23 protein-coding genes and 1 pseudogene are annotated in these 26,450 nt (G+C 69.1%); 7 read left to right on the top strand and 17 right to left on the bottom strand.

Annotated elements, in window-relative coordinates:
* Positions 1-410: 410 nt before the first annotated feature.
* Entirely contained in the window at positions 411-878 is a 468-nt protein-coding gene (locus tag VV867_RS28645) for a MarR family winged helix-turn-helix transcriptional regulator (RefSeq protein WP_328568233.1), read from the bottom strand.
* A gap of 187 nt (positions 879-1,065) precedes the next feature.
* Here VV867_RS28645 and VV867_RS28640 point away from each other — a divergent pair, with 187 nt between their 5' ends.
* The gene (locus tag VV867_RS28640; protein WP_328568232.1) at positions 1,066-2,592 is read left to right on the top strand and encodes a DHA2 family efflux MFS transporter permease subunit; all 1,527 of its coding nucleotides are present in this window, start codon (positions 1,066-1,068) and stop codon (positions 2,590-2,592) included.
* 32 nt (positions 2,593-2,624) lie between these two features.
* Here the strand turns inward: VV867_RS28640 and VV867_RS28635 are convergent, their stop codons facing one another.
* Both VV867_RS28635 and VV867_RS28630 read right to left on the bottom strand, forming a co-directional pair.
* On the bottom strand, positions 2,625-3,260 hold the full coding sequence (locus tag VV867_RS28635; protein WP_328568231.1) for a Vgb family protein: 636 nt from the start codon (positions 3,258-3,260) through the stop codon (positions 2,625-2,627).
* Positions 3,261-3,300: 40 nt separating this feature from the next.
* Positions 3,301-4,515 (bottom strand): helix-turn-helix domain-containing protein, encoded by a 1,215-nt coding sequence (locus VV867_RS28630; protein ID WP_328568230.1) that lies wholly within the window; start codon positions 4,513-4,515, stop codon positions 3,301-3,303.
* Between the two features lie 352 nt (positions 4,516-4,867).
* Here VV867_RS28630 and otsB point away from each other — a divergent pair, with 352 nt between their 5' ends.
* The 3 genes from otsB to otsA are packed head-to-tail and all read left to right on the top strand — an operon-like array spanning position 4,868 to position 8,882.
* A complete protein-coding gene (otsB, locus tag VV867_RS28625; RefSeq protein ID WP_109937078.1) occupies positions 4,868-5,689 on the top strand; it encodes a trehalose-phosphatase in 822 nt (273 codons plus the stop codon).
* Positions 5,686-7,482: a glycoside hydrolase family 15 protein gene (locus VV867_RS28620; protein WP_109937077.1), complete on the top strand. Its 1,797-nt coding sequence runs from the start codon at positions 5,686-5,688 to the stop codon at positions 7,480-7,482. Before otsB ends, VV867_RS28620 begins: the two co-directional genes overlap by 4 nt.
* A complete protein-coding gene (otsA, locus tag VV867_RS28615; protein WP_275630111.1) occupies positions 7,467-8,882 on the top strand; it encodes an alpha,alpha-trehalose-phosphate synthase (UDP-forming) in 1,416 nt (471 codons plus the stop codon). Before VV867_RS28620 ends, otsA begins: the two co-directional genes overlap by 16 nt.
* A 29-nt stretch (positions 8,883-8,911) precedes the next feature.
* Here the strand turns inward: otsA and VV867_RS28610 are convergent, their stop codons facing one another.
* The 7 genes and pseudogenes from VV867_RS28610 to VV867_RS28580 all read right to left on the bottom strand — a co-directional run bounded on the left by VV867_RS28610 (position 8,912) and on the right by VV867_RS28580 (position 16,038).
* A complete protein-coding gene (locus VV867_RS28610; RefSeq protein ID WP_328568229.1) occupies positions 8,912-10,279 on the bottom strand; it encodes a sensor histidine kinase in 1,368 nt (455 codons plus the stop codon).
* Positions 10,276-10,938 carry a response regulator gene (locus VV867_RS28605; RefSeq protein WP_109937074.1) on the bottom strand — a complete coding sequence of 221 codons (663 nt, stop codon included), beginning with the start codon at positions 10,936-10,938 and terminating at the stop codon, positions 10,276-10,278. The genes VV867_RS28610 and VV867_RS28605 overlap by 4 nt, the downstream gene beginning before the upstream one ends.
* 74 nt (positions 10,939-11,012) lie before the next feature.
* A pseudogene (locus tag VV867_RS28600) lies at positions 11,013-11,804 on the bottom strand (SDR family oxidoreductase); the annotation flags it as partial.
* Positions 11,791-12,477 carry a TenA family transcriptional regulator gene (locus tag VV867_RS28595; protein ID WP_109937072.1) on the bottom strand — a complete coding sequence of 229 codons (687 nt, stop codon included), beginning with the start codon at positions 12,475-12,477 and terminating at the stop codon, positions 11,791-11,793. The pseudogene VV867_RS28600 and the gene VV867_RS28595, both read right to left, overlap by 14 nt.
* 10 nt (positions 12,478-12,487) lie before the next feature.
* Positions 12,488-13,954 carry an AMP-binding protein gene (locus VV867_RS28590; RefSeq protein WP_328568228.1) on the bottom strand — a complete coding sequence of 489 codons (1,467 nt, stop codon included), beginning with the start codon at positions 13,952-13,954 and terminating at the stop codon, positions 12,488-12,490.
* On the bottom strand, positions 13,944-14,621 hold the full coding sequence (locus VV867_RS28585; protein ID WP_328568227.1) for a thermostable hemolysin: 678 nt from the start codon (positions 14,619-14,621) through the stop codon (positions 13,944-13,946). The genes VV867_RS28590 and VV867_RS28585 overlap by 11 nt, the downstream gene beginning before the upstream one ends.
* Positions 14,622-15,222: 601 nt before the next feature.
* Positions 15,223-16,038 (bottom strand): XRE family transcriptional regulator, encoded by an 816-nt coding sequence (locus VV867_RS28580; RefSeq protein ID WP_328568226.1) that lies wholly within the window; start codon positions 16,036-16,038, stop codon positions 15,223-15,225.
* Positions 16,039-16,216: 178 nt separating this feature from the next.
* Between VV867_RS28580 and VV867_RS28575 the strand changes: the two genes are divergently transcribed.
* Both VV867_RS28575 and VV867_RS28570 read left to right on the top strand, forming a co-directional pair.
* On the top strand, positions 16,217-17,659 hold the full coding sequence (locus VV867_RS28575; protein WP_109937068.1) for an alanine/glycine:cation symporter family protein: 1,443 nt from the start codon (positions 16,217-16,219) through the stop codon (positions 17,657-17,659).
* A gap of 60 nt (positions 17,660-17,719) precedes the next feature.
* On the top strand, positions 17,720-18,712 hold the full coding sequence (locus VV867_RS28570; RefSeq protein ID WP_328568225.1) for an asparaginase: 993 nt from the start codon (positions 17,720-17,722) through the stop codon (positions 18,710-18,712).
* A gap of 588 nt (positions 18,713-19,300) precedes the next feature.
* Here the strand turns inward: VV867_RS28570 and VV867_RS28565 are convergent.
* Together VV867_RS28565 and VV867_RS28560 are read right to left on the bottom strand one after the other, a co-directional pair.
* Positions 19,301-19,759, bottom strand: a complete 459-nt coding sequence (locus VV867_RS28565) for a GNAT family N-acetyltransferase (protein WP_328568224.1) — start codon at positions 19,757-19,759, stop codon at positions 19,301-19,303.
* 127 nt (positions 19,760-19,886) lie between these two features.
* Positions 19,887-20,552 carry an O-methyltransferase gene (locus VV867_RS28560; RefSeq protein WP_328568223.1) on the bottom strand — a complete coding sequence of 222 codons (666 nt, stop codon included), beginning with the start codon at positions 20,550-20,552 and terminating at the stop codon, positions 19,887-19,889.
* 95 nt (positions 20,553-20,647) lie between these two features.
* Here VV867_RS28560 and VV867_RS28555 point away from each other — a divergent pair, with 95 nt between their 5' ends.
* Positions 20,648-21,316: a TetR family transcriptional regulator gene (locus VV867_RS28555; protein ID WP_328568222.1), complete on the top strand. Its 669-nt coding sequence runs from the start codon at positions 20,648-20,650 to the stop codon at positions 21,314-21,316.
* A gap of 34 nt (positions 21,317-21,350) precedes the next feature.
* Here the strand turns inward: VV867_RS28555 and VV867_RS28550 are convergent, their stop codons facing one another.
* From VV867_RS28550 to VV867_RS28530, 5 genes are all read right to left on the bottom strand, one after another.
* Positions 21,351-21,902 (bottom strand): hypothetical protein, encoded by a 552-nt coding sequence (locus tag VV867_RS28550; RefSeq protein ID WP_328568221.1) that lies wholly within the window; start codon positions 21,900-21,902, stop codon positions 21,351-21,353.
* Between the two features lie 8 nt (positions 21,903-21,910).
* Positions 21,911-22,903 carry a hypothetical protein gene (locus tag VV867_RS28545; RefSeq protein WP_328568220.1) on the bottom strand — a complete coding sequence of 331 codons (993 nt, stop codon included), beginning with the start codon at positions 22,901-22,903 and terminating at the stop codon, positions 21,911-21,913.
* A 438-nt stretch (positions 22,904-23,341) separates the two neighbouring features.
* Entirely contained in the window at positions 23,342-24,835 is a 1,494-nt protein-coding gene (locus VV867_RS28540) for an aldehyde dehydrogenase family protein (protein WP_089392125.1), read from the bottom strand.
* A gap of 194 nt (positions 24,836-25,029) precedes the next feature.
* On the bottom strand, positions 25,030-25,707 hold the full coding sequence (locus VV867_RS28535; protein WP_328568219.1) for a DUF2931 family protein: 678 nt from the start codon (positions 25,705-25,707) through the stop codon (positions 25,030-25,032).
* Entirely contained in the window at positions 25,694-26,350 is a 657-nt protein-coding gene (locus VV867_RS28530) for a DUF2931 family protein (protein WP_328568218.1), read from the bottom strand. The genes VV867_RS28535 and VV867_RS28530 overlap by 14 nt, the downstream gene beginning before the upstream one ends.
* Positions 26,351-26,450: the final 100 nt, after the last annotated feature.

Here is a 26,450-nt window from a genome sequence, read left to right as displayed (position 1 = left end):
GGCCCGTATGTCGGGGCAAGCCTTCTTGGTTACTTCTTTGGCGTTTGAAAGAAGTGACTCGCCCGAGGGGGCGAAACAAGAAACATCAACGCACTCGGAGCGGCGCGCTACACCCAAACCCAATAGACAGTTGCTCCTACGGTTCCAGGGAAGCGAGCAACTGTCTTGCGCCCCGCGCCGCCCCCTTGCAACCCGTAGGGCGCATAACGCCTACGGCGTTATCCGCCAATGGTCCCGGACACCGCTGTTCCGGACGGCGGCGGATAACCGCGAACGGTTATTCGCCCTACGGTCGGGCATGGTCGTAGGGCCTTGTCCGCGATTGGGCTTTCAGACGCCGGCCAGCCCCCTCTCCCGCTTGCGGGTGAGGGCGGCCGCCGCCGCCGGCAAGCACCGTTCGCGAGCAGGAACTAGGCGTCCCCGGGTTTCTGCTGGGCGTAGGCGCGGGCCTTTTCCTCCATCAGCCGCAGCACCCGGGTGGCGGTCTCGACGTCTTCCCGGGGGATGCTGCCGAGCACTTCGGCGCGCAAGGCGTTGAGGGCTTTCTCCAGGCGCTCGGTCAATTCCCTTCCCGCATCCTGCAAATGGATGGCGCGCAGCCGCCGGTTGCCCGGCACCATGCGCCGTTCCAGCAGGCCGGCGGCCTCGGCCTGGTCGAGGGTGCGCACCAGGGCTGCCGGGTGCACGCCGATGCGGTCGGCCAGCACGTTCTGCAGCACCCCGTCGCCCATGCGCGAGACCAGCAGCACTGGCGTGGCCACCGCCAGCGACAGGCCGCTCTCGGCCAGCACCAGGCTGGCGGCCTGCTGCCAGGCGCGGCGCGCCGGTTGCAGCGAGCCGGTGAGGGCGAACAGGTGGTCCTGGGGCGGGCTGGGCATGGGGCGGTCCGTTGCGGGTGGATTCGCGCCGATGATACGGGCACGGGCGGGGAGCACAAGGCCGGCGTCGTCAATCTGTGCAAAGTCAATTATTGAATTGACAGCTATTGATCCCGGATTCCAGAATCCACCGAAGCCGCCGCCAGCGCGCGGCCGGCCCCACTGACGCCACGCCAGGTCCCCCACCATGAGCACCGAATTCCGCCCGCCGAGCCTGGCCCTCGCCACCCTCGGCCTGGCCCTGGCCACCTTCATGCAGGTGCTGGACACCACCATCGCCAACGTGGCCCTGCCGACCATCGCCGGCAACCTGGGGGCGAGCGCCAACCAGGGCACCTGGGTGATCACCTCGTTCGCCGTCAGCCAGGCCATCTCCCTGCCGCTGACCGGCTTCCTGTCCCGGCGCCTGGGCGAGGTGCCGCTGTTCATCGGCTGCGCGCTGCTGTTCGTGGTCACATCGTTCCTCTGCGGCGTGGCCCGCGACCTGCCCATGCTCATCCTGTTCCGCGCCCTGCAGGGCGCCGTGGCCGGGCCCATGTACCCGATCACCCAGAGCCTGATGATCAGCATCTACCCGCCGCACAAGCGCGGCATCGCCCTGGCGCTGCTGTCGATGGTGGCGGTGGTGGCGCCCATCACCGGGCCCATCCTCGGCGGCTGGATCACCGACAACTACTCCTGGCCGTGGATCTTCTTCATCAACCTGCCCATCGGCGCCTTCGCCGTGTTCGTCATCAGCCGGCAGATGCGCGGCCGCCCCGAGCGCCTGCAGCGCACCCGCATCGACTACGCGGGCCTGGCGACCCTGGTGGTGGGCGTCGGCGCCCTGCAGGTGCTGCTGGACAAGGGCAACGACGAGGACTGGTTCGCCTCGCCGTTCATCATCGGCTGCGCGGTGGTGGCGGCCATCAGCCTGGCGGCCTTCCTGATCTGGGAGCTGACCGACCGCGAGCCCATCGTCGACCTGCGGCTGTTCCGCCACCACAACTTCCGCTACGGGACCCTGGCCCTGGTGCTGTCGTTCTCGGCCTACTTCGCCATCAACCTGCTGCTGCCGCAGTGGCTGCAGCGCAACCTCGGCTACACCGCCACCTGGGCGGGCCTGGCGGCGGCGCCGCTGGGCATCGCGCCGCTGCTGCTGAGCCTGCTGGTGGGGCGCTACGCGGCCAACTTCGACCTGCGCCTGGTGGCCTCGGTGGCCTTCGTCGCCATGGGCGCCACCTGTTTCTTGCGCGCCGGCTTCACCCTGGACATCGACTTCCGCCACGTCGCCCTGATGCAGGCGCTGATGGGCGTGGGCGTGGCGCTGTTCTTCATGCCCACCACGGTGATCCTGCTGTCGGACCTGGAGCCCCACGAGATCGCCGCCGGCTCCGGGCTGTCGACCTTCCTGCGGACCCTGAGCGGCAGCTTCTCGGCCTCGCTCACCACCTTCCTCTGGGACCGCCGCGCGGTGCTGCACCACGCCCAGCTCAGCGAAAGCGTCACGGCCTTCGACAGCGGCACGCGCCACAGCCTGGAGCTGCTGGGCCAGGGCGACCCCCACCTGGGGGCGAGCCTGCTGAACCAGATGATCACCCAGCAGGCCTACCAGATCAGCTTCAACGAGCTGTTCCACGCCCTGGGCTGGATCTTCCTGGTGCTGATGAGCGTGATCTGGCTGACGCGCCCGCCGTTCACCGGCAAGGCGCGGGTGGCGGTGGCGGACCACTAGGGCCGCCGAGCCTGCGGGGCCCGGCGGGCCGTTCAGCCCCTGGGCCGGCGCACCGCGCGGACCTTGCCGCTGGCGCCGCCGCCGCAGTAGAAGCGGTCGCCGCCGTCGGCCTCCAGGCCCGAGACGCCGATGCCGGCCGGCAGCGCCAGGGCCTCCAGGACTTCGCCGCTGCGCGGGTCGATGCGCCGCAGCTCGCTCTCGTCGTTCTCCCAGGTGCCGTGCCAGAGCTGGCCGTCGATCCAGCTGACGCCGGTGACGAAGCGGTCCGATTCCAGGGTGCGCAGCACCGCGCCGGTCTGCGGGTCGATCTGCTGGATGCGCCGCGCCTGGTACTGGCCCACCCACAGCGAGCCTTCGGCCCAGGCCAGCCCGGAGTCGCCGCCGTGGCCGGGGGCGGGGAGGGTGGCGAGCACTTCCCCGGTGCGCGGGTCGAGTTTGCGGATGAGTTCTTCGCCGATCTGGTACAGGTAGCGGCCGTCGAAGGCGGTGCCGGCGTAGGCGGGGACCTCGATCGTGCGCTCGATGGCGCCGCTGTCCGGGGCCAGGGCGTTGAGCCGCTCGCCGGAGGCGAACCAGACGTGCCGGTCGTCCCAGGTCAGGCCGTGGACTTTGTCGATGCCCGGGAAGGGGCCGTATTCGCGGAGGATTTCCGCGGGTCGGGTTTTCATGGTGGCGTCCTCCTTCGTGTGGTGCCTGGGGCCATCCTAGTCAGCCATTGACGGGGGCCGGGAGTAACAAGGTGGTCGCGAAACCCACCGGCGGGCTCAGCCAGCGCCGCGCCCGGCCCTGGCCGAAGGCCTGCACCCGGGCGTCCGCCGCCAGGGCTTCCAGCGCGCGCTGCACCTGGCGCTGGCTGCTGCCCAGGGCCAGCGCCAGGGCCGAACTGGACCAGGCCCGGCCATCGGCGAGGCAGGCCAGCACCGCGGCGTGGCGGTCTTCCAGCGGGCGCGCCAGGACCAGCACCTCGTCCACCTGCAGGGGTTCGAGCACGAAGCCCGTGCGGGTGGCGGCGATGCCGGCCAGCCCCTCCAGGGCCGCGCGCAGCCGGCCGATCTCCACCCGCAGGCGGGCGCGGTGGCTGTCGTCGAAGTGGCGGGTGCGGAAGGCGCCGGCGATCAGCTGCGCGCGGCTGGCATCCGCCGGCCAGGCCTCGGCCAGGATGCGGGCGAGGGCGAACAGCACCGGCCGGCTGGCCAGCGGCACCCTGGCCCGCGGCGTGCCGACCAGGTAGCGGCAGGCATCCACCAGCAGGGCCTGGCGTTGCAGCAGCGGCTCGACTTCCTCCAGCCGCAGCAGGCATTCCGTGCCGCGGGCGAGGCAGCGCGCGGCGGGGGCGTCGAGCAGCCGTTGCGCCGCCTCGACCTCCGCCTGCAGCGCGGCGATGCCGGCTTCGCGGGCCGCGGCCGCGGCTTCGAGCAGGGCGGCCCGGGCGGCGCCTGCGCGTAGCTGGCGCAGGGCGATGCCGGCCGCTGTCAAGCGATGGATCGCCCGCAGGGGCGCTGCCAGGGCCTGGGGCTGCAGCCGTTCCAGCTGCGCACCGGCTGTATCGAGCTGGCCGAGCAGCAGCTGGCGGCGCGCCGCGAGCAGGCGCGCGTGGGCCGCGTTCAGGCGGTCGCCATGGGCTTCCAGGGTGGCCAGCGCCGCTTCCAGGCGCGCCACCGGCCAGCCCAGTTCGCGGTCGGCGAAGGCGATTTCCGCCTCGGCCACCTGGCAGCGTGCGCGGGCCACGGCCTCCCGCGGGCCGAAGGCCCGGGCGGCGGCGCGCAGCAGTTCGCGGGCGCGGGCCAGGTCGCCCAGCTGCGCCATGGCGATGCCGCGCAGGGCCAGCGCCGGGGCGTCGTCGCGCAGCGCCACGCGGTTCAGCGCGGCGAAGGGGTCGCCCATGGCCAGGGCGCGGGCGGCGGCATTGAGCAGGGCATCCATTGGTCGGTTCCCGGGGTTCCTGCCCAGTCTAGCCAGCGCACCGCTTGTGGGCGTCCGCGCCCTGGCCGGGAAGCGGCGGCCTGCTTTGCGCGGGGATTCGACGAACGGCAGCAGCCCCCATGGGGTGGGCGTCGTGGCGGCGCGATCGGTAGCCGGGGAGGGGCGGCGACGGCGCCAAGGCATGGACCTTGCTGAACTTGCATGGGGCCGGGAAGGTCCGTCCCAGAGCGGGAGAATGCGGCCGGCGGCACGGCCGCGCGCTGCATTTCCCCGTGTTAGTCTTCTGGATTCTCATTCGCTTCGCCGTCCGCACCGGTTGTTCGCGGGCGGCCCGAAACGTGGAGATCGGCCCATGTCCCGCCCGATCGATCCCGGTCTGGCCGACGCGGCCATTGCTGCTTGCGGTGATGCCTCGGCCAGGGCCCTGCTCGATGACTGGTTGAGCGAGCGCGAAGCCCGTTGCGCGCTCTTTCTCGATGTCGACGGTACCCTCCTGGATATCGTCGAGAGCCCCGACGCGGTGCGCGTCCCCGACGACCTGCGCACCGCCCTGCAAAGCCTGCACCGCCGGCTTGACGGTGCCCTGGCGCTGGTCAGCGGACGCCCGCTGGCGCAGCTCGACGACCTGTTCGCCCCCCTGCGCCTGCCGGCCAGCGGCGGCCACGGCGCGCAGTGGCGCCTGGCCGGCGGGCAGCCCATGCGGCAATTGCCGGCGGCCCAACTCGGCGCGGCGCAGCGCGAACGCCTGCTGGCCCTGGCCCGGCGGCACCCCGGCGTGCTGGCCGAGGACAAGGGCAGCAGCCTGGCCCTGCATTACCGCGCCGTGCCCGAGGCCGGCCCGGCCCTGCGGGCCGCCCTCGACCGGCTGCTGCGCGGCCCCGACGGCGCCGGGCTGCGGCTGCTGCCGGGGAAGATGGTGTTCGAGGTGCTGGCCCATGCCAGCGACAAGGCCCAGGCCATCCGTCGCTTTCTCGGCGCGCCGCCCTTCGCCGGGCGCCGGCCGCTGTTCATCGGCGACGACCATACCGACGAGCCGGCCCTGGCGCTGATGCCGCAGCTGGGTGGGCTGGGCCTTTCGGTCGGGCGCCCGGCCCCCGGCGCCCGGGCCGTCTTTGACCATCCGCGAACGGTACGCGAGACACTCATACAGGCCACGAGGAGAACACAGGCATGAGCGGCAAGCACAACGGCGCGCTGGACCTGGGGCTGATCGGCAACTGCCGCGTCGCCGCCCTGGTGAACCGGCAGGGGCGCCTGGTGTGGTGGTGCTACCCGAACTTCGATGGCGACCCGGCCTTCTCCCGGCTGCTGGCCGGCGAGGAGGAGAAGGGCTTCTGCGACGTGCTGCTCGACGGCATGGTCAGCAGCCATGCGGAGTACCAGCCGAACACCGCGATCATCCGCACCACCCTCACCGACGCCGCCGGCAACGCCGTGCGCATCACCGACTTCGCCCCGCGCTTCCCGCAGTACGGCCGCTATTTCCGCCCGGCGCAGCTGTGCCGGCTGGTGGAGCCGATACAGGGGCTGCCGCGGGTGACCCTGCGCATGCGCCCGACGCACCACTACGGCAAGCCCTGCGAGGCGGTGGCCGGCTCCAGCCATATCCGCTACCTGGGTGGCGACCAGGCGCTGCGCCTGACCACGGATGCGCCGCTGTCCTACGTCATGCAGGAAACGCCCTTCGCCCTCAAGCACCCGGTGAGCCTGGTGATGGGCGTCGACGAGCCGCTGGACGAGTCCCCCGAGCAGGTGGTCCGCAGCTTCCTCGAACGCACCCGCGCCGGCTGGTACGAGTGGGTGCGCTCGCTGGCCATCCCCTTCGAATGGCAGGACGTGGTGATCCGCGCGGCCATCACCCTGAAGCTGTGCAGCTTCGAGGAGACCGGGGCGATCATCGCCGCGGTGACCACCTCGGTGCCCGAGGCGCCGGGCACCCAGCGCAACTGGGACTACCGCTACTGCTGGCTGCGCGATGCCTACTTCGTGGTGCTGGCGCTGAACCGCCTGGGCGCCACCAAGACCATGGAGCGCTACGTCGACTTCATCACCACGGTGGCGGTGGAGGGCGCCGAGCTGCGGCCGTTGTACGGGGTGGTCCCGGCCATGGACCTGACCGAGCGCATCGAGCCGGACCTGGCCGGCTTCCTCGGCCACGCCCCGGTGCGCGTCGGCAACCAGGCGGTGGAGCAGGTGCAGCACGACGTGTTCGGCTCGGTGGTGCTGGCGGTGCTGCAGAGCTTCGTCGACCAGCGCCTGCCGCACCCCGGCGACGAGGGCATGCTGCGCCTGCTGGAAAGCCTGGCCGAGCGCGCCGCGCGCTGCGCCTTCGTGCCCGACGCGGGCATCTGGGAATACCGTGGCCGGCAGCGCGTGCATACCCATTCGGCGATGCTCTGCTGGGCCGCCTGCGACCGCGTGGCGCGCATCGCCGCGCGCCTGGGCCATGGCGACTCGGCGGCGCGCTGGCGCAAGGAGGCCGCGCGCCTGCGCGAGGGCATCCTGCGCGAGGCCTGGAGCGAGCGCCGGCAGTCCTTCACCGGCAGCTTCGGCGTCGACGACCTGGACGCCAGCGTGCTGCTGATGCACGAGCTGGGCCTGATCGAGGCCGACGACCCGCGCTTCGTCGCCACCGTCGACTGCATCGGCCGCGAGCTGAACGTCAATGGCCACCTGCTGCGCTATGCCGCCCCCGACGACTTCGGGGTGCCGGAGACCGCCTTCCTGGTGGTCAAGTTCTGGTACCTGGACGCCCTGGCCGCCATCGGCCGGCGCGACCAGGCCCGCGCGCTGTACGCCGAGCTGCTGGCCGCGCGCAACAGCTTCGGCCTGCTGTCCGAGGACCTGCATCCGCACACCGGCGAGATGTGGGGCAACATTCCGCAGACGTACTCCATGGCCGGGTTGATCAACACCGCCATGCGTCTGTCCATGAGCTGGGAGGAGGGCCTATGTCGCGGCTTGTAGTGATTTCCAACCGGGTGGGCATGCCCGATGCCGAGGGCCGGCCCGCGCCGGGCGGCCTGGCGGTGGCGGTGGAGGCCACCCTGCGCGAGCGCGAGGGCCTGTGGTTCGGCTGGAGCGGCCAGGTGGCGGAGAACCCCGCGGAGCCGGTCACCCTGGAGAACGGCAACATCACCTACATGATCACCGACCTGCCGCCACAGGACTTCCAGGAGTACTACAACGGCTTCGCCAACCGCGTGCTCTGGCCGATCCTGCACTACCGGGTGGACCTGGCCGAGTTCACCGAGGCCGACTTCGGCGGCTACCTGCGCGTCAACGAGTTCTTCGCCGAACGCCTGAGCCCGCTGCTGCAGCCGGACGACGTGCTGTGGGTCCACGACTACCACCTGATCCCCCTGGCCGTGGCGCTGCGCGAGCGCGGCCACCGCAACCGCATCGGCTTCTTCCTGCACATCCCGATGCCGCCGCCGGACCTGCTCACCGCGCTGCCGCACCACGAGGAACTGGTGCGCGCGCTCACCGAATACAACCTGATCGGCTTCCAGACCGAGAACGACGCCGACAACTTCGCCCGCTACCTGACCCGCGTGGTGGGCGCGGCCACCCCCGACTCGCGGCGCTTCAGCCTGGGCCACCAGCACTTCCGCGTCGGCGTGTTCCCGGTGGGGGTGGACGTGGAGGGCTTCCGCCGCCTGGCCGAGGAGGCCGAGCACGGCCCGCTGGCGGCCAAGCTGGAGGAAAGCCTGGTGGGCCGCGCGCTGATGGTCGGGGTGGACCGCCTGGACTACTCCAAGGGCATCACCAACCGCCTGGACGCCTACGAGCGCTTCCTGGAGAAGTACCCCGAGCGGCAGGGCCGGGTGACCTGCCTGCAGATCGCCCCCGGCAGCCGCCAGGAGATTCCCGAGTACGCCGAGATCGACGCCGCGGTGAGCGCCCGCGTGGGCCACATCAACGGGCGCTTCGCCGCCGTGTCCTGGGTGCCGCTGCGCTTCGTCAGCCGCAACCTGGGGCGCGAGGACATCGCCCTGGTCATGCGCCGCGCGCGCATCGGCCTGGTCACGCCGCTGCGCGACGGCATGAACCTGGTGGCCAAGGAGTTCGTCGCCGCGCAAGACCCGGCCGACCCGGGCGTGCTGATCCTCTCGCAGTTCGCCGGCGCCGCCGCCGAGCTGGGCGGCGCGCTCATCGTCAATCCCCATGACCGCGACGCCCTGGCCGACGCCATCGAGCGCGCCCTGGAGATGCCGCTGGAGGAACGCCAGGCGCGCCACCAGGAGATGTACTCGGTGCTGGAGGCCAACCACATCCGCTACTGGGGCCATGGTTTCATCGAGGCCCTGACGCGCCCGGCCGTGCCGCTGAACTGGCTGTCCAGCCGCGGCGCCAGCCAGCACTGAGGCAGCCGGGCAACGGCCGTGGGCGCCGCTCACGGGCCCCGTGGCAGGCGCAGGCGGGCGCGTAGGCCGCCTTCGGTGCGGTTGGCCAACTGCACGCTGCCACCCAGGCGCTGCATGATCATGGCCACGATGGACAGCCCAAGGCCCGCGCCGCCCTCGTTGCCTTCGCTGTAGAAGCGCTGGAAGGCGCGCTCCAGGTGGGCCTCGGCGATGCCCGGGCCCTGGTCCTCGACGCTCAGCTCGAAGTGCGCCCCCTCCGCGCGCAGGCCGATGCGCACCAGCGCGCCGGGCGGGGAGAAGTTCACCGCGTTGGTCACCAGGTTCTGCAGGGCGATGCCGATGGCGCCGGCGTCGCTGTTCAGGCGGTAGTCGCCGGGCTCGATCTCCAGCACCGGCTCCAGGCCCTGGCGGAGCATCCAGGGGGTGAGTTCGGCGAGGGTATCGGTGACCACCGCGGCCAGGTCCACCGGGGCGAACTGGCGCTGGGCCAGCTGCGGCTCGACGCGGGCCAGGGTCAGCAACTGGTTGACCACCCGGCTGAGGCGGTCGACGCCGCCGATGAGGAAGTCCAGGGCCTCGCGGCGCTCGGCCTCGTTGCGCGCCTGCAGGGCGTTCTGCGCGTGCAGGCGGAGCACCGCCAGGGGCGTGCGCATCTCATGGGCGGCATCGGCGATGAAGCGGTGCTCGCGGCGCAGCAGCGCCTCGAGCTGGCCGAGCAGGCGGTTGAGCGCGGCCTGCATGGGCTCCAGTTCCCTGGGCAGCGGCACCAGTTGCAGCGGTTCCAGGGAATCGGCGTGGCGGGCGCGGATCACCTTCGCCATGTTCTGCAGCGGCTGCAGGCCCCAGCCGATGGCCAGCCAGACCAGCAGCACCAGGGCCAGGCTGCCGAGCATGAAGGGCAGCAGGGTGTGGCGGACGATGCGCCCCACCAGGTCCTCGCGCACGTCGTCGCGCTCGCCCACCCAGATCAGCAGCTTCTGCGCCGGCACCGGCAGCAGGAAGCCGCGCCAGTGCCGGCCCTCCACCTCGTAGTTGGCGAACCCCGGCGTGCGCAGCGGCGCGCTGAAGGTGGGCGCGCTGGGCGTGTGCACCAGGATCTGGCCGTCCTCGCGCCAGACCTGGAAGGCCAGCTTGTTCTCGTAGGGGTGGCCGACGCGGTGCTTGCCGACCTGGCTCAGCGCCTCGTCGAAGGCAGCGTAGAGGTTGCGCCGCCCGGCCTCGTCCAGCGGCATGCTCATCACCCCCTGCAGCAGGCGGGCGTTCTGCGCCAGGTGGGCGTCGTAGACCTCGGCGATCTCGTGGCTGCTGTCGTGGTAGTTGTACAGCGTCAGCAGGGCGGTGCCGATCAGCAGCAGGGCCGTCACCCGCAGCAGGGTGCGCTGGCGCAGCGAGTTCATGCCTGGCCTTCCACCAGGTAGCCGATGCCGCGCACGGTGCGGATGAGCTCGCCGGAGAGCTTCTTGCGCAGGTGGTAGATGTGCACCTCCAGGGTGTTGCTCTCGGCTTCCTCGTCCCAGCCGTAGAGCAGCCGGGTCAGGCGCTCGCGGGTGAAGACCTTGCCCGGCTGGGCCAGCAGTTCGTGCAGCAGCAGGTATTCCTTGGGCGTGAGCACCACCGGCTGGCCGCGGTAGCTGACCTGCTGGGTGGCCGGGTCGAGGCTCACCCCGGCGTGCTCGATCAGCACCCGCGCGCGCCCGGCGCTGCGCCGCAGCAGGGCGCGCAGGCGGGCCTTGAGTTCGTCCAGGTCGAAGGGCTTGACCAGGTAGTCGTCGGCGCCGGCGTCCAGCCCGGCGATACGGTCCTCGGTGGCGTCGCGCGCGGTGAGGATCAGCACCGGCAGGTTGGCGCCGCCGGCGCGCAGGCGCCTGAGCACCTCGACGCCGTCCAGGCGCGGCAGGCCCAGGTCGAGCACCACGAGGTCGAATGCCTCGTGCTGCAATGCGTGCAGCGCGCTGGCGCCGTCCTTGAGCCAGTCGATGGTGTAGCCCTCCTGGCGCAGCCCGGTACGTACTCCTTCGCCCAGGGCGCTGTCGTCCTCCACCAGCAGTAGCCGCATGCTCAGTCCTGTTTGTCCCCGGTGACCTTGAGTAAAGCATCGATTTCGCCGCGGCGGCCCTGGTCGGCCGGCCCACGAGCGTTGGCGTCGCTGTAGCGGCGGATCAGCGGCAGTTGCTTGCGCAGGGCGCGGTCGACCACCCCCGGCAGCATGCCGTTCAGGCGCACGAAGAGTTTCTCCGGCCAGCCCAGGTACAGCTCGCTACGGTTCTTCTGCACGGCGTCGAGCACCGCCCGGGCGACGTCGCGCGGGTCGTCCATGCCGACCTTCAGGGCCAGGTTCAGCGCCGTGGCGGCGGCCGAGTTCATGCCGGTGCGGGTCGCCCGCGGGGCGACGTAGAGCACGTCCACCGGGGTGTCGGCCAGCTCCCGGCGCAGGGCCTCGGAGAAGCCGCGCAGGGCGAACTTGCTGGCGCAGTAGGTGGCGTAGCCGGGGTAGCCGATGGAGCCGTAGGTGGAGCCGACGTTCACCACCAGGGCGTGGGGCTGTTCGCGCAGCAGCGGCAGCATCACCCGCGTCAGTTGCAGGGTGGCGTTGATGTTCAGTTCCAGCAGGTCGTCCAGGGCCTGTTCGTCCAGCTGTTCGAGCAGGGCGAAGCGGTTCACCCCGGCGGCGTTGATCAGCAGGTTGGCGCCGCCCATCTGCCACGCCGCCTCGACCACCGCCTGGCGGCCGCTGGGCTCGCGCAGGTCGGCGCCCTCCCAGCGCAACTGGTGCGGGTAGCGTTGCCGCAGCCCGGCGAGGGGGCCGGGATGGCGGCTGACCGCCAGCACCTGGGCGCCGGCGGCGCACAGCTGCTCGGCCAACTGCAGGCCGATGCCGCCGCTGGCGCCGGTGAGCACCGCGCGGCAGTCAGGCAGGCGCATGCTGCACCTCGCCCTGGCCGGCCCGGGCCCGCGGCAGGCCGCGGAACATGTCGGCGTACAGCCGGTACACCACCCGGGCGGCGTGGATCACCGCCTGCTGGTCGGCGGCGTCGTCCAGGCGGTCCATCAGCGTGCGGTAGGTGGCCATGTGGCCCTGGTCCAGGGCGCCGTGGGAACTCAGGTAGCCGAAGGCGCCCGGCGGCAGGCCGAGGCTCTCCTGGATGCTGCCGGCGGCGCGGGTGGCCAGGGCGATGCTGGTGCCCTCCAGCACGTTGACCATGCCGAACAGGCCCACCGGGTTGTCGCGGGCGATCAGGTCGTAGAGGAAGGCCACCATCAGCTCGATGGGCAGCGCCGGGCGGCCGTTGCGCACCTGTTCGGGGTTGCCGCCGCAGGCGGCGATGTCGTCGAGGATCCACTGCTCGTGGCCGTATTCCTCCTCGATGTAGTCGCACACCGCCTTGCGCAGCCATTCCAGGCGCGGGGGCAGGCGGGCGCCGCAGGCCATCATCAGCGGCACGGTATGGCGCACGTGGTGGTAGGCCTGGGTGAGGAAGGCGACGTAGCCTTCCAGGCTGACGACGCCGTCCAGGGCGTCGCGGATCACCGGTACGCCGAACAGCGCCTGGCGCTCCTGGGCGGTGGCCGATTGCAGGGTGTCGAAGAATGCCATGGGGTGAACCTCATTCGGTCACGAGGGAGAAGAGTTCGTTGCGGTAGCGTTCGAGGATTTCCGCGCGGCGCGGCCGGCCGTTGCCGGTCAGGGTGCCCTCGGCGGCGCTGAGCGGCTGCGGCAGGCGGCGCCAGGCGTGCACCCGGGCGTAGTCGGGGAGGGCGGCGTTGCAGCGCTGCACCGCCTGTTCCAGGTCGCCGTCGCCGGCCTGCGGGTCCAGCGGCCAGAGCAGCGCCAGGTTCTGGTGCAGGCCCTCGCCATGGACGAAGGCCTGGAGGATGACGCCGCCCTGGGTCAGCTCGGCCTCGATCCATTCCGGGTTGAGGTTGCGCCCGAAGCTGGTGATGAACTGGTTCTTCTTGCGCCCGGCCAGGTACAGGTAGCCATCGGCATCGAAGTGGCCAAGGTCGCCCGTGGGCCACCATTGCCCGGTGAAGGGCGGCTCGCCCAGGTAGCCGAGCAGGGTGGCGCCGCGCACCAGCACCTCGCCGTCCTCGGCCAGGCGCACCTGCGCGTGCGGCAGCGGCTGGCCAACGCTGCCCGGGCGCCGCTCGCCGGGGCGGTTGAGGCAGACCACCGAGGCGCACTCGGACAGCCCGTAGCCCTCGTACACCGGCAGGCCGACGGCGGCGGCGCGCTCCAGCAGGCCCGTGGACACCCGCGCGCCGCCCACCGCGACGAAGCGCAGCGGGCCGACGCGCATCAGGCCGCGCTCGATGGCGCTGACCAGGCCGAGCAGCAGCTGCGGCACCAGGATCAGGCTCTGCGCGCCGCTGAGCGCCACGCAGCCGAGCAGGCGCTTCCAGTCCACCCCGCTGGCGCCGCTGATGCCCAGTTGCCCCTGGGGAAGCAGGGTGACGCCGGCGCCGGCCAGCAGCGCGGCGTACAGGCCGAGGTTCTCCAGCAATACCGCCAGCGGCAGCACCGCCAGGTAGCTGGAAGGCTCGGCCGGGCGGCTGGCCCGTTCCAGCTCGCCGGCCACCCGCAGCAGGGCCCCGGCGGACAGGCACACGCCCTTGGGCGTGCCGGTGCTGCCGGAGGTGTAGGTGATTTTCGCGGTGCCGGGCGGCAGGCCCGCGTCCGCCGTCGCCGGGCGTTGCCAGAAGGGCTCGCCGGGGGTGAAGCCCAGTTCGCGCAATTCCTCGTGCAGCTCGGCCGGAGCCAGGGCCAGTGTCGCCTGGCTCTGCAGCAGGCAGTGGGCGCGCTGGGCCGGGCTGAAGAAGGGCGGCAGGATCACGCAGGGGCGCTCGCCGAACAGCGCCGCCAGGTCCCAGAGCAGCGCCTCGGGACCGTTGTCCAGGGCGATGGCGAGGACGCCCGGCGGCTGCTTTTGCAACAGCGCCTCGCGGGCTTGCACCTGCTCCAGCAACTGGGCATGGCTATAGCGTTCGCTGGCGCCGCGCAGGGCGATGCGCTCACCCTGCTGCCGCGCATACTCCTCCAGGCGTTGGCGGAAGGCCTGCAATTCAGGCTGCATGGCCAGCCTCCGTCAGCAACAGGGGAAAGCCCAGGCGGTCGAGCACCTGGTTGCGCTCCAGCTGCGCGTGCCCGTAGCGGATATCGCCGGCGAACACCTGTGGGTGCTGGTCGTAGTAGCTGCCCCAGCTGGCGCCTTCGCCGTCCAGGCGGGCGGGGTCGGCGCGGCCCAGCACGCTCGGCTCCAGCCCCAGGCGGTGGAAGCTGTTGACCAGGCTCGCGGCCCCGGTGAAGGCCACCCAGTTCAGGTCGCGGGCGGCCAGCAGCCAGGTCATCGCGACAATGATCAGGCGCGCGCTGCCGGCGCTGAGCGCGGACAGGTTGCCCACCTCCACCAGTTCGTCGCGCCCGACGATGCGCCCGGCCAGGCGCGACACCGGCACCTCCAGCGGTTCGTCCAGGTAGCGTTCGAGGAACAGCGGCCCACCGGTGGCCAGGCGGATGCCCACCGCGGCGCTCAGCCGGCCCTGGCCGTCGTACAGGCCGAGCAGGTCGGGCAGGAAGTGCTGGACGTCGGCATGGTGCATCCGCGCGAAGCGCTCATGAACGAAAGCCTCCAGCGCCTCGCGCCCGGGCTCCCCCTCGCGACGCAGGACCAGGCTGGCCCTGCGCTCGGGGTGGGTGCCGAACTGGAATGGAAAGAGGGCATTCCATTCTGCTTGTGTCATGTTTCCCCCAAGGCGGGACTGGCGATGGGAGGGGAGTATCGGCAGCGAATCTGAATGCAGTCTGAAGCGGGGCGGGGCTGCTCAGTCATCCCGAGTAGATCGCCGCGGCGATTCCTGGGGTGCGGCGGGTGATGCTGGGGGAGGCCGGGCGTGTAGGGCGCATGACCGTTCGCGGTTATCCGCCCCACGGGGTGGTTCGGTGCGGAGGGGGGCAATCGCGGACAGAGTCCGCTCCTACGACCGTGCTTCCTGGAACCGTAGGAGCGGACTCTGTCCGCGATTCGGCGGATAACGCCGTAGGCGTTATGCGCCCTACGTGGGTACCCGGGAGCTTCGTGATTCTGCTTCACGCCGAACGGTTCCCTCTCCCGCTTGCGGGGGAGGGTTAGGGAGGGGGTGCGGCGTCAGGGTTGGCAGAGGTGCGTGAGCGAAGTCCGTCCCCTCTCCCCAACCCTCTCCCTGAAGGGAGAGGGGGCTGTCCCGAGCAAGCGGATAACGCAGCGTCAGCCGGCAAACTCGTAGGGCGAATAACCGTTCGCGGTTATCCGCCGCCATTCGTGCCGCCGGTGAGTCCAATCGCGGACTCTGTCCGCGATCGTCCTCACTCGATCTCGAACAACCCATTGTGGATCGGCCCCACGTTCAGGCGCTCGCGCACGTCGTCGTCGATGCGCGGATCGTCCGGGCGGTACAGCTTCACCTGGCGGTAGGCGCTGATGCGGTTGATCTCCGGGCCCAGGTATTCCCAGACCACCCGGGTGCACGCCGGGGTGCGCCGGTCGCCGCTGGAGACGCCGGTCTTCAGGCCGTTCAGGCGGGTGATGCGGCTCTTGAAGCTGGGGATGAGGATGGTCTGGCTCATCTCGTTGACGGTGAGCGACTCGTAGTCGATCAGGAACACCCGGTCCTGCAGCTGGAAGGCCGCGCCCAGGTAGCGGCAGCGCACCCAGTCCTCGGCCTGCACGTCGGTGCTGCTGGAGCGCTCCTGGCGCTCCTGGCGTTCGAACAGGAAGTTGCCGTCCTCCTCCCACAGGTGCACCAGCGACAGCAGGACGGAACCGGGCACCGACATGCAGTTGGAGTATTCGAAGTAGTAGCCGCAGTAGCGCGACAGGTTGCCGGACTGTTCGCGCAGCGGCTCCAGCAGGCGCAGCAGCGGGTCGTTGCGCGGCACGCTGGCCTGGCTGGCGCGGGCGCCGATCAGGCGGGCGAACTGCTCCGGCGGCAGGCCCAGCTCGTAGTCCTCGACGCCGAAGAAGTCACCGATGCGCTTGAGGTTGAAGGGGGTGGGCTGGCTCTGCCCGCCGAGGTACTTGTTGAACTGCGCGCGGTTGATCTGCAGTTGCCGGCAGACCTCCGAGATAGAGCGGTAGTGGCTGCAGGCGAGCTTGAGGTTTTCGCCCAGGTGGTCGGACATCGGTGGCTTCCGGGGTGATGCGAGTGGCGCAAGTCTAGCATCAGGTCGCATCAACTCGTAACAGGATGCGAAATTGTCACGGGTCCGCGCCTTGGCCAACCTTGCCCGCCAACGCCAGGCGCCACCCGGCGCCTGACGCCTCTCTTCCATCCGAAGAACAAGAATCGAGGTCACACCCATGCTCGAAGCGCTCAACGACTTCCTCTCCGGGAAGGTTCTCATCGTGCTCATCGTCGGACTCGGCAGCTACTTCACCCTGCGCTCCCGGTTCGTCCAGTTCCGCCACTTCGGCCACATGTTCGGCGTGTTCAAGGAGTCCATTCGCGGCCAGGCCGGCCAGTTGAGCTCGTTCCAGGCGCTGATGCTGAGCCTCGCCGGGCGCGTGGGCGCGGGCAACATCGCCGGCGTCGGCATCGCCGTGACCCTCGGCGGCCCCGGCGCGGTGTTCTGGATGTGGGTGACCGCGCTGGTGGGCATGTCCAGCAGCTTCTTCGAGTGCACCCTGGCCCAGGTCTACAAGCGCGCCGACGGCGACGGCCTGTACCGCGGCGGCCCGGCGTACTACATCCAGCACGGCCTGAAGCTCAAGGGCATGGCGGTGGTGTTCTCCGTGCTGCTGCTGGTGACCTATGGCTTCGCCTTCAATGGCCTGCAGTCCTACACCGTGACCCATTCGCTGCAGAACGCCTTCGGCTTCGCCCCGCAGCACACCGGCATCGCCCTGGCGGTACTGCTGGCCATCGTCTTCGTCGGCGGCATCAAGCGCATCGCCGCGGTGTCCGACCTGCTGGTGCCGGTCAAGACCCTGGCCTACATCGGCGTCACCCTGTACGTGATCGGCAGCCAGATCGAGCACGTGCCGGCCATGCTGGAAACCATCTTCAAGAGCGCCTTCGGCCTCGACCCGGCCTTCGGCGGCCTGCTCGGCAGCGCCATCGTCATGGGCGTGAAGCGCGGCGTGTTCGCCAACGAGGCGGGCCTGGGCAGCGCGCCCAACGTCGCCGCCGTGGCCGCCGTGCGCCACCCGGCCTCGCAGGGCGTGGTGCAGGCCTTCAGCGTGTTCCTCGACACCTTCGTCATCTGCACCTGCACCGCGCTGCTGATCCTGCTCTCGGGCTTCTACACCCCCGGCTTCGAAGGCGACGGCATCACGCTCACCCAGAACTCCCTGGCCGCGGTGGTCGGTGACTGGGGCCGGCTGTTCGTCAGCGTCGCGCTGTCGCTGTTCGTCTTCACCTGCATCCTCTACAACTACTACCTGGGCGAGAACAGCCTGCAGTTCCTCAGCCGCAACCGCCTGGTGCTGATCGGCTACCGCGCCCTGGTGCTGGCGCTGATCGTCTGGGGCTCGGTGCAGAACCTGTCCACCGTGTTCGCCTTCGCCGACATCACCATGACCTGCCTGGCCTTCGTCAACCTGTTGGCCCTGGCCCTGCTGTTCAAGGTTGGCCTGCGGGTGATGGGCGATTACGATGCACAGCGTCGCGCCGGCATCGACCAGCCGGTGTTCGACTCCGCCCAGTTCGCCGACCTCGACCTGGACCGCGATGCCTGGCCGGCCGGCCGGAGCGCCGAGGCCGCCCGCGAAATCCCCGCTGGCCTGCCGCAGGCGCAACGCTGACGGCCGCGCGGGCCGTCCCGGCGGCCGGCCCGCGCCACAACAAGAACGCAGGATCAGCCCATGCGCGCAGTCAAGAACCTCTTCGTCCTCTACACCGGCGGCACCATCGGCATGCTGCAGACGCCCGAAGGCCTGGCCCCGGCCAGCGGCTTCGAGGCGCGCATGCGCGAATGGCTGGCCGGCAGCGGCCGGCAGCCGACCTTCGCCTGGGGCTTCCGGGAAATGCAGCCGCTGCTGGACAGCGCCAACATGCAGCAGGCCAACTGGCTGGCCATGCGCGACGCCATAGTCGAGGCGGTGGAGCAGGGCGGCCATGACGGCGTGCTGGTGCTGCACGGCACCGACACCCTAGCCTACACCGCGGCGGCGCTGTCGTTCCTGCTGCTGGGCCTGGATGCGCCGGTACTGCTGACCGGCTCCATGCTGCCCGCCGGCGCGCCCGGCAGCGACGCCTGGGCCAACCTCGGCGGCGCCCTGGACGTGCTGGAGGGCGGCAAGGCCAGCGGCGTGCAACTCTACTTCGGCGGCGCGCTGCTGCACGGCGCGCGCGCCACCAAGCTGCACAGCGAAGCCTTCGACGCCTTCACCACGCTGCCGCGCCACCGCGACGGCGGGCACGCCCCGCAACGGCCCGAGGCGCTGGGCTACCGGCAAGCGCGCAGGCCCGTACGCCTGGCGGTGCAGCCGCTGTTCCCCGGCCTGCAGGCCGAGCAACTGGACGCCGTGCTGAACAGCGGCGTGCAGGGCCTGCTGCTGGAATGCTACGGCAGCGGCACCGGCCCCTCGGACAACCAGGCGCTGCTCGATGCCCTGAGCCGGGCCCGCCGCCGCGGCGTGCTGCTGGCCGCCATCAGCCAGTGCCCGGCGGGCAGCGTGGTGTTCGACACCTACGCCGCCGGCAGCCGCCTGCGCGACACCGGCCTGGTGTCCGGCGGCGGCATGACCCGCGAAGCGGCCCTGGGCAAGCTGTTCGCCCTGCTGGGCGCGGGGCTGCACGTGGAAGAGGCCGAGCGCTGGTTCGCCCTGGACCTGTGTGGCGAGCTGGCTGAATAGGCGGGCATGTCGTAGCCACTGGGGAGCATGTCTGTTTCTTCCCCAGGCTCACACGTAGGGCGCATAACCGTTCGCGGTTATCCGCCGTCGGCCAGATACGCCGATCCTGAAACGCAGCCATGTTGGCCGGATAATCGCGGACAGAGTCCGCTCCTACAGGCTAAACGCCATGCCTCACCGCAACCTGTAGGAGTGGGCCCTGCCCGCGATTCGCGCGCAGGGCGCGCTCCTACAGGAGAATGGCGCAGGTGGGGCAGCGTAGGAGCGGATCTTATCCGCGAATCGCGCCGATACGTCCGGTCATCGCGGAAAAGTTCCGCTCCTACGAGGGGAGGAGTAGCGCGTAGGATAGGTTGAGCGGAGCGATGCCCATCGCCATGGCCGCATGGGTTTCGCCAAGGCTCAACCCATCCTACGATGGCGTCTCTCCTGTAACTGTCTTCTGGGCTCCCGCGTTCGCGGGAGTGACGGGAATTAAAATTTCTGGCGCCATGCCTCAGCGTAGGAGCGGACTCCGTCCGCGATTGATCCCAGGCCGCACTGGACCACCCGGTGGCACGAATAGCCCCACTCCCTTCAGAACCCTGCCTACCCCACAACCCCCTTGCGCATGAACACCCGCGCAAAACCGTCCTCCGTGGCCCGGTGCGTTTCCTGGTAGCCCAGCTTCGTGTAGAGGGCGATGTTCTCGGTCATCAACTGGTTCGTATAGAGTTCGATGGCCTCAAGGCGCCGGGCCCGCGCATAGTCCTCGCAGAACGCCAGCAACGCCTTGCCGATGCCCCGGCCCTTGAACGCCGGCGCAACCGCGATGTTCTCCAGCAGCACTACCGGACCCTGGGGGCGGAGCACCAGCACGCCGGCCACTTCGCCATCGAGGGCGCACACGAACACATCGGCCTCGGCGATCACCTGCCGGTAGTCGTCGAGCATGGGCGCGGGCTTGCGGCCGATGCGCGGGATGTAGGGGCTGTAGGCCTCGTCTACCAGACGGGCGATGGCGGGGGCGTCGTCGGGGGTGGCTTGGCGGATTTCTCGTGCATCCATGGTCGGTGCCTGGTCATTGCCGGTGGAGAGGGCACTCTAGCGGATTCGCCTGCTGCCAGGCTCGCGGCATCCGAAACGGTACCTGGCCCCGCCTGGCGTCGGCGGGGCCAGGGCTGCGGTACCCGTCTCAGCCAAGCCGCATGCTCAGCTCGACGTCCTCGGCGAAAGGCACCGACAGGTAGCCGTTGCCGACGTCGCGCACCCGCGCCAGGTACTCCGGGCTGTGGTCGGCGTTGTCGGCGACGATCAGCGCGCCGGGGCGCAGGCGGCTTTCCACCAGGGCGAGGATTTCCGGGTAGAGCGCCTTGGCGCCGTCGAGCAGCAGCAGGTCGATGCGCTCCGGCAGGTCGCGTGCCAGTGTCTGCAGGGCGTCGCCCTCGCGGATCTCCACCAGGTCGGCCAGGCCGCCGGCGCTCAGGTTGGCCCGGGCGCGCTGCACCTTGGACGGTTCGAACTCGCTGCCGATCAGGCGGCCGCCGCCGTTGTCGCGCAGGGCCGCGGCGAGGTGCAGGGTGGAGATGCCGAAGGAGGTGCCGAACTCGACGATGCTGCGTGCCTGGCAACTGCGCGCCAGCATGTACAGCAGCGCGCCGGTGGTGCGCGAGACGGGGAGCGGCAGGTCCTTCAGGCGCCCGTAGAGGTCGCGATATTCGGTCTTGCTGCCCATCAGGCGCGACAGCTCCTCGCCGGACAGACCGGTGATGGCGGGGCTTCTGGCCGGCTCGCTGGCGTCGGCCTCGGCGAACAGGCGTTCCAGCAGGGCGGCGACGGGGGCGCTGGTGAGGGTGGTCATGGGGGGACTCCGAAGGTGGGTTGAGCGCTTCAGGGCGCCCGACTAGAATGCGACGAATTCATCAGGTTTCACTATTCGCATTCCCGGAGCCCCCCATGGGCGAACGCCGCAGCCCGCGGATTTCCTCACGCAAGCAGCCCCGGCAGGCCCGCTCGACCGAACTGGTCGCCGCCATTCTCGACGCCGCTGTTCAGGTTCTGGCGAAGGAGGGCGCGCAGCGCTTCACCACCGCGCGGGTGGCCGAACGGGCCGGCGTCAGCGTCGGCTCGCTGTACCAGTACTTCCCGAACAAGGCGGCGATCCTGTTCCGCCTGCAGAGCGACGAGTGGCGCCAGACCAGCGAGATGCTGCGCGGCATCCTCGAGGATGCTCGACGGCCACCGCTGGAGCGGCTGCGCACCCTGGTGCACGCCTTCGTCCGTTCGGAATGCGAGGAAGCGACGGTCCGCATCGCGCTCAACGACGCCGCGCCGCTCTACCGCGACGCGCCCGAGGCACGGGAGGCCAAGGCGGCCGGCGAGCGCATCTTCCATACCTTCATGGCGCAGGTGCTGCCCGATGCTTCGAGCGAGGCGCGGGCGCTGGCCGTGGAGCTGGTCACGACCACGCTCGGCGCGGTGGGCAAGCAGTTCTCGGAAACACCGCGGACGGATGAGGAAATCGAGCGTTATGCCGGGGCGATGGCGGATATGTTCTGTGCGTACCTGCGGGGGCTCGCCACGGGCGGACATTTACCCGCCGTCGCATGTGGAAACGGCGGATAACGCCCGGGGCGTTATGCGCCCTACGGGGAATGTCCTACAGCCCGTCGGCTCTGAGGCAATAGGTCTTGCCGTCCATGTTCCTGCAGGGCCAGTTGTCTTCGATGTAGCTGTCTGGTTTGAAGCAGTAGTTGTCGTTATTCACCCAGAATACCTGCCAGCCGGATCCGGATACTCGCAGTTGACTGCAGGCCCGATAATCCATGTATTTCAGGGCGATGGTCGTCCCGATGGCAAGTGCAGGCCCAACGACCAGCAGCAGAATGATTCCCACCCCGAGCAGGTGGCCGGCGATCTTGAACCAGGTAGGGCTTTGCGAGGTGAGCGGCTTTCGGTAGAGCAGCGTATGCACGCCAGCCACCAGCATCATGGGGCCTATCGCAAGTCCCGAAACGATGAAGAAGGTCGGGTAGACCGTCTCGACTATTGGCGCCTGCCGCCAGAGCCGGATGTAGTTGGGCAGCAGTACTTCCGTGCAGATCAGCATGGCGGCCAGGAGAGCCACCAGGCCGATCAGAACTCCAAACAAGCCCAACGGCCTCAGCCAATGTTCAGCAACGGGAGTTACAGCTCTTTCACGCAGCTTCATTGAAGTTCTCAAAGCTTTGGAAATTTTAAAATATTAAGATTGGGTAGGCGGTAAGGGCGCGCGGGCAGTGTGCCAGGAGGAAGGCGGCGCAGAATCCACGACTTGGTTTCTTGAGTTGCGTAGTCCACTGCCGCATCGACCACTTCTCCAAAGGTATGTTCGACATAGCTCCGGATCTTGCGGCTGTCCAGCTCCTGGAAGCGTTCGGCAATCATGGATGCATTGTCCGCAGCGTAATTTAAAGAGTCTTGTACGCGCTGCTTAATCCCATACCTTTTATCCAGCCAATTCAGGCCGACACCTACAATAAAGACGAGTAGCGCACCTGCTATCACTGGAGCGGCAGCAAACCCCAGAATGCTGCCGGCAGCAACAGCCACCGCATAACCAACCGCCGAAGCGATCCCCGCCTTGACCAGCTCGACGCCTATGCCCCCGAGCAGGTCCAACATGTTCACCTCGCTATTGAAGAACCACTCCAGGAATTCGACCCCCACGGCGAAGTAGCAGGACAACTTGAAGCCGCTCAGGGAGCTGCCGCGAATGCCGTAGCGGCCGATGCCCATTTCGATCAGCCGCGTGTTGGTCACCGAGTAGCGGGTGCCCGTGAGTATTCTGCGCAGGCCCGGGTAGCCGGACAGCACCACGTACTGGCGGCCGTTGTGATTGACGTATCTGACCCGGGTGTTGAGGCCGCCCATGTCGCGGACGAAGCGGGCGAAGTTGACCGCGTCATGGCTACCCAGCAAGGCCGGCATGCCCCAGGCGGTATTCACGAATTCGTGGAGGCTGTCGTTGTAGTGGGGCCGGATGCTGTCCAGCAGCCCGCTTGCCTGGGTGATGTCGTCTCTGACGCAGAGGCTGGGAGCCTGGGTCGGGGACCAGTGGCTGGTCGCGTGGTCGGCGGCCAGAAGGTTGGCCTGTTCGGCCGAGAGGATGAGGACTTCGAGCGGGTTGTTGTCGAGTTGGCGGCCGAGTTGGTCCAGCTGGGTCTGGTTCAATCCCATCGCTCCTCCCGGGAACGGCGTTCCGATCAGATGAGCGGGCGATGAGAGGACGGTGCGTTGATGTCATCGGGCCAGGATTGGGCGGTTGCGCTGGAAATAGAATTTTCCATGCGCAATCGTGTTGTTTTCCTACATTTACCTGCCTGTTTTCATAAAGCAGCGGATCGCGGATAAATCCGCTCCTACATCATCGGTTGGCAGCGCTTTTCGTAGGAGCGAGCTTGCTCGCGAACAAACGCGGTGCCATGCGATTCGCGAGCAACAGCTAGGCGCCCCTAGATCCTACGAAGAGCATCTCGGCGCAGGCCGCAAGACAGTTGCTCCTACAACAGGCCGATGCCTGGCAAAAAAATCCCCCGACCACTCGCGCAGCCAGGGGATGGAAGCGCCGGCGCAGGGGGTAACGCGCCGGCGAGGTAGGACCTTTTCGCGTTACAGCCGGATCAGTACCGATTTCACCTCGGTGTAGTGCTCGATGGCGGCGGCGCCCATTTCGCGGCCCAGGCCGGACATCTTGTAGCCGCCGAAGGGCAGCGCCGGGTCCAGTGCGCTGTGGCAGTTCACCCAGACCGAGCCGGACTTGATCTTCGGGATCATCCGGTGCACCGCGCCCAGGTCGTTGGACCAGATGCTGGCGCCCAGGCCGTAGGGGCTGTCGTTGGCCAGGCGGATGGCTTCGTCGATGTCGTCGAAGGGCATGGCCACCAGCACCGGGCCGAAGATTTCCTCCTGCACCAGCGGGTTCTTCTGGTCCACGTCGACGATCACCGTCGGCTTGACGAAGTAGCCGGGGCCGAACTGTTCGCCGCCGCAGGCGATGGTGGCGCCTTTCTCGCGGCCCAGTTCGATGTAGTTGTGCACGCGCTGCTGCTGGCGGGCGGAGATCAGCGGGCCCATGTCCACGCTCGGGTCCAGGCCGTTGCCCAGCTTCATGCCGTTGGCGATGCCGGCGATGTCGGCCACCACGTTGTCGAAGTGCTTGCGCTGCACGTACAGGCGCGAGCCGGCGCAGCACACCTGGCCCTGGTTGAAGAAGATGGCCTGGGCGGCGCCGGCGGCGGCGCTGTTCAGGTCGGCGTCGGCGAGGACGATGGTCGGCGACTTGCCGCCCAGCTCCAGGGTCACGCGGGTCATGTTGTCCATGGCCGCCTTGCCGATTTCCTTGCCCACGGCGGTGGAGCCGGTGAAGGTCAGCTTGTCCACCAGCGGGTGGTGGGTGAGGGCGCTGCCTGCGTTGATGCCGGTGCCGGTGACGACGTTGAACACGCCCGCCGGGTAGCCGGCCTCCAGGGCCAGTTCGGCCAGCTTCAGGGCGCTGAGCGGGGTTTCGTCGGCCGGCTTGAGCACCACGCTGCAGCCGGTGGCCAGGGCCGGGCCGAGTTTCCAGCAGGCCAGCAGCAGGGGGAAGTTCCAGGCGACGATGGCGCCGACCACGCCGACGGCCTCGCGGCGGATGAAGCCGTGGAAGTCGTCGTTGGGCATCAGCGGCATGGAGACGTCGACGCTGGCGCCTTCGATCTTGGTGGCCCAGCCGGCCATGTAGCGGAGGAAGTCGATGCCCAGCTGCACGTCCATGACCCGCGCCACGGCGGCGCTCTTGCCGTTGTTCAGGCATTCCAGCTCGGCCAGCAGGTCGGCGTCGCGCTCCATCAGGTCGGCGAGCTTCCACAGCAGGTTCTGCCGCTCGCGCGGGCGCATGCGGCTCCAGGGCGAATCGTCGAAGGCCTGGCGGGCGGCGCGCACGGCGCGGTCGACGTCGGCGGCGCTGGCGGAGGGCACCTGGCAGAGCACTTCGCCGGTGGCCGGATTGCGCAGGTCCATGAGGGCGCCATCGGCGGCACCGGTCCAATCGGCACCGATGAGCATCTTCGGCGCGCGCTGCAGGAAGGCGCGGGATTCGGGCTTGATGGGCAGGGAAGCGAGCATTGCGGTTGCCTCTTGTTGAGTTGTCCCGGCGGCTATCGCAACCGCTATGCCAATCCCTTGGTTTTTGTTCAACTATATGAATCTATTATTATTTTTTGATTTTTAACGGTCTTGCGACGACGTTCGCTGTCGCAGCTTGCGACAGTCCTGAGACAACCATTGGGGCTGGCGACTGGCGCTTGGGCAGCGAGCTGTCACCAAGAGCCATAGGGGATTCCGTACTTCTCGATATAGGCTTTGGACTCCGGCTCCAGGGGCAAGGCGTATTGACCGCCGCTCAGCCCACCGTCGGGTCCTTTCTTCACCACGGTACCCTGCACCCGCGCCACGTCGATGGCCGACAGGCATGGCCCGATGAGCCAGACCCTGGCAATACCTCCCGGTGCCAGGCCGACCGTTAGCATCTTGCGATAATCCGTTATCCACTTGGCGTCGGCTTGGCAGAAGGCCTTTTCTCCGACGACCATTGCCTGTCGAGTGGCCTCCGGGATCACGATATAGGCCTCGTAGGTCTGCGGTTCGGCCAGGGACTGCCAGCGCACGTAGATCAGGCGCGGCAGGTCGGCGCCCAGCACCTGTTTGCCTTTACCTGCGCCTGGTCGTTTTGGCCAGCCCCGTGGATCGCCCTTGAGGTTCTTCGGGGTGTTTATTGCAACAATCCCGTTCATGGCACGGCGAAAGACGCGATCCTGCACATCCACCGCATCGGCGGTTTCGATCCACACTTCCATGTAGTTGGGCGCGAACAGGCCCAGGCGCCACGAGTCATAGGGCAACCGGTGGGCGCTGCCGGCACAGCCGGTCAGCCCGAGCAGCAAGCCCAGCAGCACCAGCGTTCTGAGCCTGCGGTCAATGGGATCACCACGAACCATAGGGAATCCCGTACCTCTCGATATAGGCTTTGGACTCCGGCTCCAGAGGCAAGGCGTATTGACCGCCGCTCAGCCCACCGTCGGGTCCTTTCTTCACCACGGTAGCCTGCACCCGCGTCACGTCGATGGCCGACAGACATCCCCCCATGAGCCATACCCTTGCGATACCTCCCGGCGCCAGGCCTACCGTCAGCATGTCGCGATAGTCTTCACGCCAAATTCCCCTGGCCGGACAATAGCCGGTCTCCGGCTTCACCATCGCCTGCCTGGTGGCCTCGGGGATCACGATATAGGCCTCGTAGGTCTGCGGTTCGACCAGGGACTGCCAGCGCACGTAGATCAGGCGCGGCAAGTCGGCGCCCAGCACCTGTTTGCCTTTACCGGCGCCTGGTCGTTCTGGCCAGCCCCGTGGATCGCCCTTGAGGTTCTTCGGGGTGTTGATCGCAGCAATCCCGTTCATGGCGCGGCGAAAAACGCGATCCTGCACATCCACCGCATCGGCGGTTTCGATCCACACCTCCATGTAGTTGGGCGCGAACAGGCCCAGGCGCCACGAGTCATAGGGCAACTGGTGGGCGCTGCCGGCACAGCCAGCCAGCCCGAGCAGCAAGCCCAGCAGCACCAGGATTCCGGGCTTATTCATTGGGGTGCTCCTTGCGCTGCATCCCCTCGGCTGGGCGATGGATGAACGCCACGTCCAGGGCGCTGTTGTTCCAGCCCTTGGCGGCATTCCAGTTGGCCGA

Source organism: Pseudomonas sp. JH-2 (assembly GCF_036231725.1).
GTDB classification, from domain to species: domain Bacteria; phylum Pseudomonadota; class Gammaproteobacteria; order Pseudomonadales; family Pseudomonadaceae; genus Pseudomonas; species Pseudomonas delhiensis.
The sequence above is the reverse complement of the archived record's forward strand: the minus strand, read 5'-3'. Positions and strand labels throughout refer to the sequence as shown.

Coding starts and splice junctions, on each gene's coding strand:
- VV867_RS28555 (WP_328568222.1), top strand. CDS start 20,648: ATGGGCGAACGCCGCAGCCCGCGGATTTCCTCACGCAAGCAGCCCCGG.
- VV867_RS28580 (WP_328568226.1), bottom strand. CDS start 16,038: ATGTCCGACCACCTGGGCGAAAACCTCAAGCTCGCCTGCAGCCACTAC.
- VV867_RS28540 (WP_089392125.1), bottom strand. CDS start 24,835: ATGCTCGCTTCCCTGCCCATCAAGCCCGAATCCCGCGCCTTCCTGCAG.
- VV867_RS28535 (WP_328568219.1), bottom strand. CDS start 25,707: ATGGTTCGTGGTGATCCCATTGACCGCAGGCTCAGAACGCTGGTGCTG.
- VV867_RS28630 (WP_328568230.1), bottom strand. CDS start 4,515: ATGGATGCCCTGCTCAATGCCGCCGCCCGCGCCCTGGCCATGGGCGAC.
- VV867_RS28595 (WP_109937072.1), bottom strand. CDS start 12,477: ATGGCATTCTTCGACACCCTGCAATCGGCCACCGCCCAGGAGCGCCAG.
- VV867_RS28570 (WP_328568225.1), top strand. CDS start 17,720: ATGCGCGCAGTCAAGAACCTCTTCGTCCTCTACACCGGCGGCACCATC.
- VV867_RS28590 (WP_328568228.1), bottom strand. CDS start 13,954: ATGCAGCCTGAATTGCAGGCCTTCCGCCAACGCCTGGAGGAGTATGCG.
- VV867_RS28645 (WP_328568233.1), bottom strand. CDS start 878: ATGCCCAGCCCGCCCCAGGACCACCTGTTCGCCCTCACCGGCTCGCTG.
- otsB (WP_109937078.1), top strand. CDS start 4,868: ATGTCCCGCCCGATCGATCCCGGTCTGGCCGACGCGGCCATTGCTGCT.
- otsA (WP_275630111.1), top strand. CDS start 7,467: ATGTCGCGGCTTGTAGTGATTTCCAACCGGGTGGGCATGCCCGATGCC.
- VV867_RS28550 (WP_328568221.1), bottom strand. CDS start 21,902: ATGAAGCTGCGTGAAAGAGCTGTAACTCCCGTTGCTGAACATTGGCTG.
- VV867_RS28575 (WP_109937068.1), top strand. CDS start 16,217: ATGCTCGAAGCGCTCAACGACTTCCTCTCCGGGAAGGTTCTCATCGTG.
- VV867_RS28605 (WP_109937074.1), bottom strand. CDS start 10,938: ATGCGGCTACTGCTGGTGGAGGACGACAGCGCCCTGGGCGAAGGAGTA.
- VV867_RS28640 (WP_328568232.1), top strand. CDS start 1,066: ATGAGCACCGAATTCCGCCCGCCGAGCCTGGCCCTCGCCACCCTCGGC.
- VV867_RS28635 (WP_328568231.1), bottom strand. CDS start 3,260: ATGAAAACCCGACCCGCGGAAATCCTCCGCGAATACGGCCCCTTCCCG.
- VV867_RS28560 (WP_328568223.1), bottom strand. CDS start 20,552: ATGACCACCCTCACCAGCGCCCCCGTCGCCGCCCTGCTGGAACGCCTG.
- VV867_RS28530 (WP_328568218.1), bottom strand. CDS start 26,350: ATGAATAAGCCCGGAATCCTGGTGCTGCTGGGCTTGCTGCTCGGGCTG.
- VV867_RS28565 (WP_328568224.1), bottom strand. CDS start 19,759: ATGGATGCACGAGAAATCCGCCAAGCCACCCCCGACGACGCCCCCGCC.
- VV867_RS28610 (WP_328568229.1), bottom strand. CDS start 10,279: ATGAACTCGCTGCGCCAGCGCACCCTGCTGCGGGTGACGGCCCTGCTG.
- VV867_RS28585 (WP_328568227.1), bottom strand. CDS start 14,621: ATGACACAAGCAGAATGGAATGCCCTCTTTCCATTCCAGTTCGGCACC.
- VV867_RS28620 (WP_109937077.1), top strand. CDS start 5,686: ATGAGCGGCAAGCACAACGGCGCGCTGGACCTGGGGCTGATCGGCAAC.